Origin of the sequence: Phenylobacterium sp. (genome assembly GCF_037968635.1) — a bacterium.
Lineage (GTDB): Bacteria > Pseudomonadota > Alphaproteobacteria > Caulobacterales > Caulobacteraceae > Phenylobacterium.
The window spans coordinates 22,197-34,472 of record NZ_JBBKVV010000051.1 but is presented as its reverse complement, the minus strand read 5'-3'; the positions used below and the strand labels follow the sequence as shown (position 1 = coordinate 34,472).

Sequence of the window (12,276 nt, the reverse complement as noted above, 5' to 3'; positions counted from 1 at the left end):
GGCCGCCGCGCCAGCCCGCCACGCGCCGGCCCATCGGCCCCAGACCACCCAGCACCATGCGCCGGTCAGCCGCGGCGCCACCGCGCTCGCCCACAAGCCCCAGGCCGACGAAGACACCTGGGAAGAGTTCTAAAAACTTCTGAGTTCCAAAGGGGCGTCTGAAGGGGGACCGCTGCAAGGCGGTCCCCCTTTTCATTTGACCGACCCGGCGTCAGCGGCGCGCACTTCCCCCAACGATGAGGAGGCGCGCCGCCATGGCCGAACTGACCCAAGACGACCTGATGTTCCGTCCCGGCCTGATGAAGGGCGAGCGAATCCTGATCACCGGCGGCGGCACGGGGCTGGGCAAGGTGATGGCCGAGGCCTGCCTGATCCTGGGCGCCGAGGTCTATATCTGCGGCCGGCGCGGCGGGATCGTGGAGGCCACGGCCAGGGACCTGATGGAGGCCCATGGCGGCAAGGTCGTCGGTATCGCCTGCGACATCCGCGTACCGGAGGCCATCACCGAAATGATGGACACGATCTGGTCCGACGGCGGGGCGCTGACCGGCCTGATCAACAACGCCGCAGGAAATTTCATCAGCCGCACCCAGGACCTGTCGCCCCGCGGCTTCGACGCCATCGCCAATATCGTCTTCCGCGGCTCGTTCTTCGTCACCCTCGACGCCGGCAAGCGCTGGATCGAGGAGGGGAAGAAGGCCTCGGTGGTCTCCATCCTCACCACCTGGATCTGGAACGGCGGCCCCTTCACCGTGCCCTCGGCCATGTCCAAGGCCGGCTTGGCCACCATGAGCCAGTCCCTGGCCGTGGAATGGGGCCCCTATGGCATCCGCTTCAACAATATCGCGCCCGGCCCCTTCCCCACCGAGGGGATGAGCGCCCGGCTCAATCCCGGCGAACAGCGCAATGACGGGGAGGTCAGCCGCACGGGCAACCCCATGGGCCGGGTCGGCGAGATGCGCGAACTGGCCAATCTGGCGGTCTACCTGCTGCACCCGCTGTCGGCCTATGTGAACGGCCAGACCATCGCCATCGACGGCGCCGCCTGGCAGGCCTCAGGTGGCAACTTCTCCGGTCTGCGGGCCTGGACCGACGATCAGTGGACCCAGGCCAAGGAGTCCATTCAGGCGACCAACGCCAAGGATCGCGCCGCCCGGACGGTCTGACCCCCCGCGGCCGCCTTATGGTTAACCAGGTCTTAAGGGCCGTGGGCGAGGATGGGCCATGCGTCACCTCCTCGCCCTCCTCGTCCTGACCCTGGCCCTGGCCAGTCCAGCGGGCGCCCAGCAGGCGTCCCCGATCGCGACGCCGACCTTGCGGGGTTCACAGACAGTGGAGTCTCCGGCCGTCGCCGGCGAAGCAAGTTCCGTGGCGGCGACGGCCGCGGCGACCTTGGCTCAGAGCTTCATTCCGCTCCGGTCGCTCTCTGACGTCCCCGTGGCGGGCGACGCCGGGAAATGCCGGCTCTCCTGCGCCCAGTCCTACTACTTCTGTCTGGCCGGCGACGGCAGTGACGACTGCGCCCCGACCTGGGGCCAGTGCCGGGCGTCCTGTGACGCGCCGGGCGTTGCGAGCCTCGCCGGGGGCTGACATCCTGGGCGCCTACGGAGAGCCCCCATGAAGTCCCTGATCGCCGCCGCCGTCCTGTTGGCCCTCGCCGCCTGCGGCCCCAAGCCCGCCGCTGAAACCACGACAGCCGCCGCGCCGATCCCCTGCATCGGCCTGCCCGACTACGCCCCGCTTTATCCGGGCGGCAAGGTCACCCTCTGCACTCAGGGCGACGCGGCTCCGGGCAGGATCGGCGGGGCGGTGGGCTTCACCAGCTCCGATGCGCCCGCCGTCGTGGTGGCCCTGTACAGGAGCAAGGCGACCGCCGCGGGGCTGACCACCGGCATGGACGTCGATCAGGGCGGGTCCATGGTTTTCTCGGCCATGAACGGCGACCGCACGATGCGCATACAGGCGCTGCCGGAGGCGAGCGGCGGCTCCACCGCCATCCTCACCTGGGAAGCCGCCAGGCCCGCCTGATCGCCCGCCACGCGTCGCGGTTGGCGATCCGGGTTTCGAGTGTCTAGTATGACGCCCGTCAGGTTTTGAATCAGGAAGAGATGTCCCAGGTCGCTTATCTCCCGGTCGGCAAGCGCGAGCAGACCAAGGTCCAGAACCGCCAGGCCATTCTGGACGCCGCGCGTGAAGTGTTCGGGGAGCTGGGCTACGAGGCCTGCACCGTCCGCGACATCATCCGCCGCACCGGCCTCGCGGCGGGCACCTTCTACAACTATTACCGCTCCAAGGATGAGGTCTATGTCGCCCTCTCCGACGAAGGCGCCCGGCGTTTCACACCGTTGTTGAAAGCCCAGCGCGCCCAGTCGGCCGACTGGGAAAGCTTCGTCCGCGCCGCCATCGAGGCCTATTTCAGCTTCCTGGCTGACGAGCACAAAAGCTGGCTGGCCCGGCGTCCGCCCGATGAGCCCTTCCCCCATGTGCACGGTGAGACCCCGGAGATGACTGCGGTCTTCAACGAAGTCCGCCAGGCCATCGTCGACGAGATCGCCCGCGGCGGCGCCCCCGGCGCCGATCCCGACTACCTGGCCGCCGCCTGCATCGCCATCGCCCGCGAGGTCGGCGAGAAGATGCTCCAGCGGCGTCCCGTCGACACCAAGGGCGCCGCCGACTTCGTGGTGGCCCTGATCCAGGGGGGCGTGAAAGGTCTGCCCAAGACCGGAGTCTAGGCGCGATGCCCGCAGTCGCCACCCAACGGTTCATCGTCCGAACCCTGCTGTCCCTGCCCTCGCCTCTGCTGCGCCTGCTCTCGGGCGGCGGGGTGGTCTATCGCGGCGGCCGCACCCTTGATCCCCGGCTGCAGTTCCTGGCCGCCGGCGCGGCTCGGGCGCCGGCCATGACCACCATGAGCCCGGAGGAGGCCCGGCGGGCCAACACCCAGGGCCTCGCGGCGCTCAGCGGCTCACCCGAGCCCGGCGTGCGCACCGAGTCCGTCAGCATCCCGAGCGGCGGCGAAGCCATCCCCGCCCGCCTCTACCGCCCCGAGGGGCAGGATCCGACCGCCCCCCTGATGGTTTTCGCCCACTTCGGTGGGGGCGTGATCGGCGACCTGGAAACCTGCGACGCCTTCTGCGGAATTCTCGCCAAGATCGCCCGCTGCCCGGTGCTGTCGGTGGCCTATCGCCTGGCCCCCGAGCACCGCTTCCCGGCAGGACTGGAAGACGTGCTGGTGGCCTATCGCTGGGGCCGGGACAACGCGGCCCGCTTCGGCGCCCCCACAGGCCGCGCGGCCATCGGCGGCGACTCGATGGGCGGCAATTTCGCGGCCATCATCGCCCAGGAGCTGAAACGCGCCGGCGAGGCCCAGCCCGACCTGCAGCTCCTCATCTATCCCTGCACCGATGTGGCCAGCGAAACCGCCTCGATGACCACCTATGCTGAAAGCTTCCCGCTCAGCCGGGCGGTGATGGACTGGTTCATGGGCCACTATATGGGCCCGGAGGCCGACCCCGCCGATCCGCGCCTGTCGCCCGTTCGCACGGCCGACCTCACAGGGTTGGCGCCCGCCGTGGTGATCACCGCTGGCTTCGATCCCCTGGTGGACCAGGGCGAGGCCTATGCTAGGCGCCTGCGCGACGCCGGCGTCCCCACCGCCTACCGCTGCTATGACAGCCTGGCCCACGGCTTCACCGCCTTCACCGGCGCGGTCCCCTGCGCCGACGTCGCCTGCCGCGAGATCGCCGGCCTGGTGCGTGAAGGCCTGGAAGGACGAATTCACTGATGCGCGCCCTGGTCGTCGAAGAACTGGCCGCCGACTACGGCGGCTGCGTGCTGAAGGACATCGAGACCCCCGAGCCCAGGCCCGGCGAGGTGCGAATTCGGGTCAAGGCCGCTGCGGTCAACTTCCCCGACCTGCTGCAGACCAAGGGCGAGTACCAGCACAAGCCCGCCCTGCCCTTCATCCCCGGCATGGAGATCGCCGGTGAGGTGGAGGCCCTGGGCGAGGGGGTCACCCAGTTCCAGATCGGCGACGCCGTGGTGGGCGGCGCGCGCATCGGCGGCTTCTCCGAATATGCCGTGACGCCCGCCGCCATCCTGCGGCCCAAGCCCGCCAACCTCTCCTTCAGCCAGGCCGCCGGCTACGCGACGGCCTATCTCACCGCCTATGTCTCCCTGGTGCGCCGCGCCCAGGTGGAGGCGGGCGAATGGGTGCTGGTGCATGGCGCCGCCGGTGGCGTGGGCCTGGCCGCTGTCGACATGGCCAAGCATCTTGGCTGCAAGGTGATCGCAGCCTCCGCCTCGGACGAGAAGCTGGCCATCATCCAGAAGGAATATGCGCCGGACGCCATCGTGAACGTCACCGGCGGATTCAGGGAGCGGGTCAAGGAGATCACCGGCGGCCGCGGGGCCGACGTGATCTATGACCCCGTCGGCGGCGACGTCTTCGACGAGAGCGTCCGCTGCATCGCCTTCAACGGCCGCATCCTCTCCATCGGCTTCACCTCCGGCCGCCTGCCGGTGCTGCCGGTCAACATGGCGCTGATCAAGGGCTTCTCGGTGATGGGCGTCCGGGCCGGCGAATACGGCCGCCAGTTCCCCGAGAAGGGCCGGGAGAATTCCGCCGCCATCTGGGCGCTCGCCAACGAAGGCAAGATGCATCCTCGGGTCGACCATGAGTACCCGCTGTCGGACTGGCGCACCGCCTTCGAAAGCCTCGCCAACCGCAAGGTCGTCGGCAAGACCATCGTCCGGCCGGACCTCTAGGGCACGGGGAACCCGGTCAGGTCCCAGGTGGCCTTGGCGCTTCCCGGCAACACCACGACCGCGTCATGGGCGAAGATGTAGTCGCGCAGAGCCGCCTGCTGATCGGCGGGGACCTGGTTTGCGAACACCCGCGACCAGGGCTGGATCGCCCGCAGGTCCAGGATCACCGGCTGCTGGGGCGGCCCGTCGGGGAACAGGGCCTTCATCCATGGCCCCTCCTCGGTGACGTCGGCCTCATAGCCGCCGGTGGGAACCACCACGATCCCGTAGGCTTCCTTGCCGTTGGAGATCGCGAACTCGTGGGCGAAGTTGGCGATGGTGAAGGCGCCGCCGGGGCTGCGGCCGCGATAGCCGTGCCAGCTGCCGAACTTGAACATCACCTTGGGCAGGTCCTTGCCCCGCGCCACCTGCCGATAGTGGCCCATGAAGGTGGTCTTGAAGAGCGCCTCGCGCTCGGTGTTGTTGTAGAGGCCCACCCGTTCGCCGGCGTTGGCGCGGCGGTTGTAGGAATAGATCCGCGCGGTCGTGACCAGGCCGGTCAGCAGCACGTCGGCCCGCGAGCCCGGCTTGGCGCCATAGGCGGCCTGCAGCGCGGTCAGACGTGGCAGGGTGGTGGCGTCGTCATGGATGAAGGCGCCCTGGTGGGCGCGGGTCTCCTTGATCCGCACCTCTTCGAGCAGCGCCTGCGCAGTGGCCCGTGTCGCCGCATCGGGCGCCAGGGGCAAAAGCTCCTCCAGATAGGGCGCGACGCCCTGGGCCTGCTCCAGGCCCCACACGGTGGGGTCGCCGGGCCTCGCGCTCTTCGACGCCTGGGCCAGGAAGGCCAGGTCCTGGTCAGACGAGAAGCCGATGTGGGTGGGATAGCGCTTGGCCAGGGCGACGATCTTGTCGAGGTCGCCGCGATAGCTGTTCACGGCCTCGATGGCCACCGGGTCCTGCTCGACGGCGAGATAGCGGTAGCCGATATCCCCTCGCAGGCGGGCATAGAGGGCGCCGGCGAATACCGGGACCTCGTGGTCGTGATGGCTCTCGCCCAGGAACAAGAACTGGCTGTCCTCAAGCTGCCTGAACAGGAAGTCCGCACCCGGCCCCGCCAGCTTGCCATCCGCATAGGTGAACGGTCGGGTGTTGGCGGCCAGCAGGGCCTTGGTGTCCACCGGCGGCGGTGTCTGGGCCACGGCGGTGGTAACGAGCGTCAGGGCCGCCAGGGCCAGGAGCAGGGTGCGCATGTGTTTCCCCCTCAGGAAGGCGCGAGCCTAGGGGCGACGACGGTGGCGTCACAACTTACATCGCGGCAATGTCACCCCTTGGGCCGACGCCGGTTCTGAGCAACGCTCAACGACATCAATCTTGAGAATCCCGTCGTGAGCGCGCACCGAACCCGGATCATGTATATCGAGGACAAGTCCGGCGGCCTGGATGGACCCGCCAGGATTGGACGTGTCCTCTATTCCAAGTCGGGACGCTCCCTCACATATGACGGACGGACATTCAAAAGCCTGAGTGGACGGGGCTTCAAGGCCAACTTCTTCGACGAGGAAACCGGCGACCACTTCTGGATTTCCGGACCTCGGCAGGATGGCCAGGACCGGCTTTATGCGGGATCAAAGCCGGTGATCGTGGATGACGATGTCGCCGAGGCGTATTGGAACGCGATCCGAGGACTGAAGGCGCCAGCAGGAAAGAAGCCATGACCATCGGCAGCGAAGACGAACTCGAGAAACTCCGCGCGGCGGGCAGCCTTGTGGCGCGCACGCTCACGGCCATGGGCGCGGCCCTGGAGCCCGGCATCACCACCCGCGAGCTGGACCAGCTCGGCCGGGCCATGCTGGAGCGCGAGGGCGCACGCTCGGCCCCGGAGGTCACCTACGACTTCCCTGGCGCCACCTGCATCTCGGTGGGCCCCGACTGCGCCCACGGCATTCCCGGCGACACGGTGATCAAGGCCGGCGACCTGGTGAACATCGACGTCTCCGCCGAGATCGAGGGCTTCTTCGGCGACACCGGCGCCAGCTTCTCCGTGCCGCCGACGGCCAAGAAGATCGAGCGCCTGTGCCGCGACGGCCGCCGCGCCATGTGGACCGGCATCCGCTCGGTGAAGCCGGGCGGCAAGCTCAATGAGATCGGCCGCACCATCGAGGGCTTCGCCCGCAAGAACGGCTACAGCCTGGTGCGCAACCTGGCCTCCCACGGCGTGGGCCGCTCCCTGCACGACGAGCCCGGCGACATCCCCACCTGGTACGAGCCGCACGACCAGCGCCGGATCACCGAGGGTCTGGTCTTCACCATCGAGCCCTTCCTCTCCCTCGGCGCCGACTGGGTCGAGGAACTGGACGACGGCTGGACCCTGCGCCCGCCGGGCCGGCAGCCCACGGTGCAGTACGAGCACACCCTGGTGGCCACGTCCCGCGGGCCGGTGATCCTGACGCTCGCCTGACGCGTACGCCAGGGTCCGCCGTCTGGGGGTCGCCACCCTGTCCCGCCGTCAGCCTTCGCCGCAGACCAGCGCCAGGTCGGGGGTCAGCTCGACGCGCTGAGGCTCCTGTCCATCGATATCGATCCGCGCGACCCCGTCAGGTCCCGAAAACAGCACCAGGTCCGCGCGCGAGCCTCTGAACAGGGTGCCCGCGTGCGGCGTGAAGTCCGACGCCACCGGCCCGGCCACCACGAAGCCCAGAGCGATCAAGTCACCCGCCGCGCGGTTGACGTCCTGGGCCCCCAGCCACACCCGGCGCAGGCGCGCACCCTGGTCAGGTGGCGCGTCCGGCGGATAGAGCGGGCCCGAGAAGGCCGGCAGCGCCCAGGGGGCGGGGTCGGTGGCGTACTCTATGGCGGAGATCTGGGTCAGCAGGCCCTGGCCGCGCCGGAACATCAGCATCGACCACGGCTGGTCCTCGGCGGGGTCGGTGATCGCCTCGCGCCGGTGGCTGCGGAACGCCCAGTCGCGTTCGGTGGCCACCGCCTCCAGGCTCCCGATTGGCCCTTGCAGGATCAGGGCGGGCGCACCGGCCTCCTCGGCGAAGACATCCAGGAAAGGTCCATTGGCGAAGCGCACCCCCCTGGACACAACCTCACCCCCCGGGCGATAGCCGTCCAGCACCGGCCGCGCCGACAACCTGGCGACCTTCTCCACCAGGGCGTCGCGCCCCGGCGTGCGGATCACCACGTGATCGACTCTAAACCTTTGACCGGTAACGGTTGACATCCCTAGCCCTACCCCTTATTCCCCGCCGCTCGATTTCGACCCGGAGCCAGTCCTGTGAAGCGCACTTTTCAGCCCTCCCGTCTCGTGCGCGCACGCCGGCACGGCTGGCGTTCGCGTATGGCCACCAAAAACGGCCAGAAGGTGATCGCCCGTCGGCGCGCCAAGGGCCGTAAGCGCCTGACCGCCTAATATCAGGGTCTTGGGGCGTCCGCATGACGGACCCCGTCTTTCCCATCGAACATCTTAAGATCCGGCCCGATTTCCTGGCCGCGGCCAAGGCGCCTTCGTGCGCCCGCGGCGCCGTGGTGCTCCAGGCCCATCATCGCGCCGATGATCGCACCCTTGTCCGCGTCGGATTCACCGCCACCCGCAAGATCGGCGGTGCCGTGGTGCGCAACCGCGCCAAGCGGCGCCTGCGCGAGGCCGCGCGCGCCCTGGTTCCCACTCTGGGCAGGCCCGGATTCGACTATGTGTTCATCGCCCGAGGCGGCGCGCCGACGCGCCCCTGGGCGCGTTTGCTTGACGATGTGAAAAGCGCGCTGATAAGCCTCGGCGCCGATAGCGACACCCGCGCGCCCGATCGCGCTTCTCCCCCTTCCGTCTGAGCGCGCGCCCCAATGCAAGACAACTCGAACCGCAACACGATCATCTTCGTGGTCTCGGCGATGGCGCTGCTGCTGGCCTACCAGTTCCTGGTCATGGGCCCGCGCACCAAGGCTCGCGATGCGGAACTCGCCCGCAACCCGCCGGCCGCAACCGCCCAGATGCAGGCTCAGAACCTGACCAAGGCGCCGCCGACCGCCGCCGAGGCCCTGGTCTCGCGCCAGCAGGCCGCCGCGGCCAGCCCCCGGGTGGGCATCGAGACCCCGGCGCTTTCGGGCTCCATCGCCCTGCGCGGCGCACGTCTGGACGACCTCTATCTGAAGCAATACCGCGAGACGGTGGCCAAGGACTCTCCCCCCGTGGAGCTTCTTCGCCCCGAAGGCGCCCAGCACGCCCAGTTCGCGGAGTTCGGCTGGGCCGGCGCCAATGTGCCCGGCCTGCCCACCGCAGACACGGTCTGGACCCAGACGGGTGGCTCGACCCTGGCGCCCGGCGCACCGGTCACCCTGCAGACCGCCAATGGCGCGGGCCTGACCTTCACCCGCACCATTTCCGTGGACGACCGCTTCATGTTCACCGTGTCCGACACGGTGGCCAACACGGGTGCGGCGCCGGTGACCCTGGCGCCTTACGGTTCGGTCCAGCGTCAGGGGTTGCCGCTCGACATCGGCAAGAACTCCATCGTCCACGAGGGCGCGGTCGGGTGGCTGGGCGAAGAGCTCCGGCTGATCAAGTTCAAGAAGTGGGCGAAGGACGGCGGCTCCACAATCGCCACTACCGGGGGCTGGGCCGGCATCACCGACAAGTACTGGCTTGCCGCCCTGATTCCCAACCAGAAGGAAGCTGTCCAGAGCCAGTTCCGGGTCACCAACAGCGGCGGCGTCGATATCTTTGAAGCCAACTATGTCGGCGCGGCCCGCCTGATCAATCCGGGCCGCCAGATCACTGAGACCCAGCGCTTCTTCGGCGGCGCCAAGACCGTGCCGGTCCTGAAGGCCTATGAGACCACCCTCGGCGTGCCGAAATTCGATCAGGCCGTCGACTGGGGCATGTTCTGGTTCTTCACCCGTCCGCTGTTCCAGTTCCTGGAGTTCATCCACAGCCACGTCGGCAACTTCGGCATCGCCATCCTGCTGCTCACCGTGGCCGTGAAGGTCGTGTTCTTCCCGTTGGCCAACAAGAGCTACGAGTCGATCACCAAGATGAAGAAGGTGCAGCCCCAGATCGAGGCGCTGCGCGCGAAATTCAAGGACGATCCCACCAAGCAGCAGACCGAGCTGATGGCGCTCTATCAGAAGGAGAAGATCAATCCGGTCACCGGCTGTCTTCCCATGCTGCTGCAGATTCCGGTCTTCTATGCCCTGTACAAGGTGCTGACGGTCACCATCGAGATGCGCCATGCGCCCTTCTTCGGTTGGATTCAGGATCTCTCGGCCCGCGACCCCTCCACCATCTGGACGCTGTTTGGCCTCATCCCCTGGAACCCGGCTGCGGCGCCCATGATCGGCGGCCTGCTGGACGGCTCCCTGCATATCGGGGCCCTGGCGCTGGCCTATGGCGTCACCATGTGGCTGACCACCTCGATGAACCCGCCGGTTGGGGATCCCATCCAGCAGAAGATCTTCCAGTTCATGCCGATCATCTTCACCTTCATCATGGCCCCCTTCGCCGTGGGCCTGCTGATCTACTGGACCTGGTCCAACGTGCTGACGATCGGCCAGCAATACATCATCATGCGCCGCTTCAAGGTCGATAACCCCATCGACGACCTGATCGCGCGGTTCACTGGCAAGCCCAAGGCGCAAGAGTGAAGACCGACGGGACCTTCGACGAGGAAGAGATCGAGGCCGCGCGCATCCTGTTCGCGCGCCAGGCCAGCTTCCTGATGGGCGCGGTGTCGGTGGATGGCCTGCCGCCTGCCGACATGCCCGAGGTGGCCTTCGCCGGTCGCTCCAACGTCGGCAAGTCCTCGTTGATCAACGCCTTGGTGGGACACAAGAAGCTGGCCCGAGCCTCCAACGAGCCCGGCCGCACCCGCGAGGTGAACTTCTTTGTGCTCGACGACATGATCCGTCTGGTGGACCTGCCCGGCTACGGCTGGGCCAGAGCCTCCAAGGTCACGACAAAGAAGTTTCAGAACCTCGGCCGCGACTACCTGCGGGGCCGGGTCAACCTCAAGCGCGCCTACCTGCTGATCGACGCCCGTCACGGCCTCAAGGACGTGGACAAGGAGCCGATGGACGCCTTCGACAAGGCTGCGGTCTCCTACCAGATCATTCTGACCAAGGCCGACAAGATGAAGCCCGCCGAGGTCGCCGCCCTGGTGGCCAAGACCCAGGCCGCCATCATCAAGCGTCCCGCCGCCTTCCCGCGCGTCCTGGCCACCTCCTCGGAAAAGGGAACCGGCATCCCGGACCTGCGCGCCGAGATCGCCGCCACCTGCGAGATCGTGCCCCGCAACGAGCCGGACACCGAAGCGCAGGACTAGCCTCCCCTGGCGTGAGGGCTCTAGATGGCTGGGATTCCCGCCAAGAGGAGCCCAGGACATGCTCGAGACCGCCACCCGCGCCATCTATGACGAAGACCTCGAGCTGTTCCGCGATCAGGTCCGCAAGTTCTACGCGGTCCACCTGACGCCCAACCTCGACCGCTGGGAGGACGAAGGCTGCGTCGACCGCGCCTTCTGGCTGGCCTGCGGCGAGGCGGGCATCCTCTGTCCCCAGGTCCCCACCGAATACGGCGGCCTGGCCCTCGACTACCGCTACAACGCGGTGATCGGCGAGGAGCTTTCCTATGCCGGCTCCACCGCGGGCATCACCCTGCAGTCCGACATCGTGGTGGACTATCTGATCAACTACGGCTCCGAAGAGCAAAAGCAGACGTGGCTGCCCGGCATGGTGTCTGGGCAGGTGATCACCGCCATCGCCATGACCGAGCCCGGCGCCGGCTCCGACCTGCAGGGCATCCGCACCACCGCCATCCGGGACGGAAACCACTATGTCGTCTCCGGCTCCAAGACCTACATCACCAATGGCCAGAACGCCGACCTGGTGTTCGTGGTGGCCAAGACCGATCCCACCGCCGGCTCCAAGGGTATCTCGCTGGTCCTGGTGGAGACCGATCGGGCCGGGTTCAAGCGCGGCCGCAACCTCGACAAGATCGGCCAGAACTCCGCCGACACCTCCGAGCTGTTCTTCGAGGACGTCCGCATCCCCATCACCAACTGCCTGGGCGAGGAAGGCCGCGGCTTCGCCTACCTGATGAACCAGCTGCCCCAGGAGCGGCTGCAGATCGCCATCGCCGGCCAGGCCGGCGCCCAACGCGCCTTCGACGAGGCGGTGAAGTTCACCAAGGAGCGCAAGGCCTTCAAGCAGGCGATCTTCGACTTCCAGAACACCCGCTTCACCCTGGGGGGTCTGAAAGCCAAGCTGCAGGCCGGCTGGGCCCACCTGGACTGGTGCATGGCCCGCCACCTGAAGGGCGAACTCACCGCCGCCGAGGCCTCGGCCGCCAAGCTGTTCCACACCGAGCTGCAATGGGAGGTCTGCGACGCCGCCCTGCAGCTGCATGGCGGCGCCGGTTACATGAACGAATATCCGATCGCCAGGCTGTGGCGCGACGCCCGCGTGCAGCGGATCTATGGCGGCACCTCGGAGATCATGAAGGAGGTCGTCGCCCGCTCGATCTGAGCCGACGGGCTC

15 protein-coding genes are annotated in these 12,276 nt (G+C 68.0%); 13 read left to right on the top strand and 2 right to left on the bottom strand.

Annotated elements, in window-relative coordinates; all coding sequences use genetic code 11:
- Nucleotides 1–254 precede the first annotated feature (254 nt).
- The 6 genes from AAC997_RS05480 (at nt 255) to AAC997_RS05455 (ending at nt 4,767) form a co-directional block, all read left to right on the top strand.
- Nucleotides 255–1,166, top strand: a complete 912-nt coding sequence (locus AAC997_RS05480) for an SDR family oxidoreductase (RefSeq protein WP_340644679.1) — start codon at nt 255–257, stop codon at nt 1,164–1,166.
- 58 nt (nt 1,167–1,224) lie between these two features.
- Complete coding sequence (locus AAC997_RS05475) at nt 1,225–1,590, top strand: hypothetical protein (protein WP_340644678.1); 366 nt, start codon at nt 1,225–1,227, stop codon at nt 1,588–1,590.
- Between the two features lie 27 nt (nt 1,591–1,617).
- Nucleotides 1,618–2,028, top strand: coding sequence for a hypothetical protein (locus tag AAC997_RS05470; protein ID WP_340644677.1), 411 nt, complete (start codon nt 1,618–1,620; stop codon nt 2,026–2,028).
- Between the two features lie 80 nt (nt 2,029–2,108).
- Nucleotides 2,109–2,732 (top strand): TetR/AcrR family transcriptional regulator, encoded by a 624-nt coding sequence (locus AAC997_RS05465; protein ID WP_340644676.1) that lies wholly within the window; start codon nt 2,109–2,111, stop codon nt 2,730–2,732.
- A 5-nt stretch (nt 2,733–2,737) separates the two neighbouring features.
- Nucleotides 2,738–3,784, top strand: coding sequence for an alpha/beta hydrolase (locus tag AAC997_RS05460; protein WP_340644675.1), 1,047 nt, complete (start codon nt 2,738–2,740; stop codon nt 3,782–3,784).
- On the top strand, nt 3,784–4,767 hold the full coding sequence (locus AAC997_RS05455; protein WP_340644674.1) for an NADPH:quinone oxidoreductase family protein: 984 nt from the start codon (nt 3,784–3,786) through the stop codon (nt 4,765–4,767). Before AAC997_RS05460 ends, AAC997_RS05455 begins: the two co-directional genes overlap by 1 nt.
- Here AAC997_RS05455 and AAC997_RS05450 read toward each other — a convergent pair.
- Nucleotides 4,764–5,996 (bottom strand): hypothetical protein, encoded by a 1,233-nt coding sequence (locus tag AAC997_RS05450; protein WP_340644673.1) that lies wholly within the window; start codon nt 5,994–5,996, stop codon nt 4,764–4,766. The two genes, AAC997_RS05455 and AAC997_RS05450, sit on opposite strands and share 4 nt — an antisense overlap.
- 135 nt (nt 5,997–6,131) lie before the next feature.
- Between AAC997_RS05450 and AAC997_RS05445 the strand changes: the two genes are divergently transcribed.
- Entirely contained in the window at nt 6,132–6,461 is a 330-nt protein-coding gene (locus AAC997_RS05445) for a 1-deoxy-D-xylulose-5-phosphate synthase (protein WP_340644672.1), read from the top strand.
- On the top strand, nt 6,458–7,204 hold the full coding sequence (map, locus tag AAC997_RS05440; protein ID WP_340644671.1) for a type I methionyl aminopeptidase: 747 nt from the start codon (nt 6,458–6,460) through the stop codon (nt 7,202–7,204). Before AAC997_RS05445 ends, map begins: the two co-directional genes overlap by 4 nt.
- 48 nt (nt 7,205–7,252) lie before the next feature.
- Here map and AAC997_RS05435 read toward each other — a convergent pair whose 3' ends face one another.
- Nucleotides 7,253–7,972, bottom strand: a complete 720-nt coding sequence (locus AAC997_RS05435) for a hypothetical protein (RefSeq protein WP_340644670.1) — start codon at nt 7,970–7,972, stop codon at nt 7,253–7,255.
- A gap of 54 nt (nt 7,973–8,026) precedes the next feature.
- Between AAC997_RS05435 and rpmH the strand changes: the two genes are divergently transcribed.
- From rpmH to AAC997_RS05410, 5 genes are read left to right on the top strand one after another with little or no spacing between them, the layout of a single operon-like run.
- The gene (gene rpmH, locus AAC997_RS05430) at nt 8,027–8,161 is read left to right on the top strand and encodes a 50S ribosomal protein L34 (protein WP_215343146.1); all 135 of its coding nucleotides are present in this window, start codon (nt 8,027–8,029) and stop codon (nt 8,159–8,161) included.
- Nucleotides 8,162–8,184: 23 nt separating this feature from the next.
- Nucleotides 8,185–8,577 (top strand): ribonuclease P protein component, encoded by a 393-nt coding sequence (gene rnpA / locus AAC997_RS05425; protein WP_340644669.1) that lies wholly within the window; start codon nt 8,185–8,187, stop codon nt 8,575–8,577.
- Nucleotides 8,578–8,589: 12 nt separating this feature from the next.
- On the top strand, nt 8,590–10,386 hold the full coding sequence (gene yidC / locus AAC997_RS05420) for a membrane protein insertase YidC (RefSeq protein ID WP_340644668.1): 1,797 nt from the start codon (nt 8,590–8,592) through the stop codon (nt 10,384–10,386).
- The gene (gene yihA / locus AAC997_RS05415) at nt 10,383–11,063 is read left to right on the top strand and encodes a ribosome biogenesis GTP-binding protein YihA/YsxC (protein WP_340644667.1); all 681 of its coding nucleotides are present in this window, start codon (nt 10,383–10,385) and stop codon (nt 11,061–11,063) included. The genes yidC and yihA overlap by 4 nt, the downstream gene beginning before the upstream one ends.
- 58 nt (nt 11,064–11,121) lie before the next feature.
- Nucleotides 11,122–12,264, top strand: coding sequence for an acyl-CoA dehydrogenase family protein (locus AAC997_RS05410; protein ID WP_340644666.1), 1,143 nt, complete (start codon nt 11,122–11,124; stop codon nt 12,262–12,264).
- The last annotated feature ends 12 nt before the right edge of the window (nt 12,265–12,276 follow it).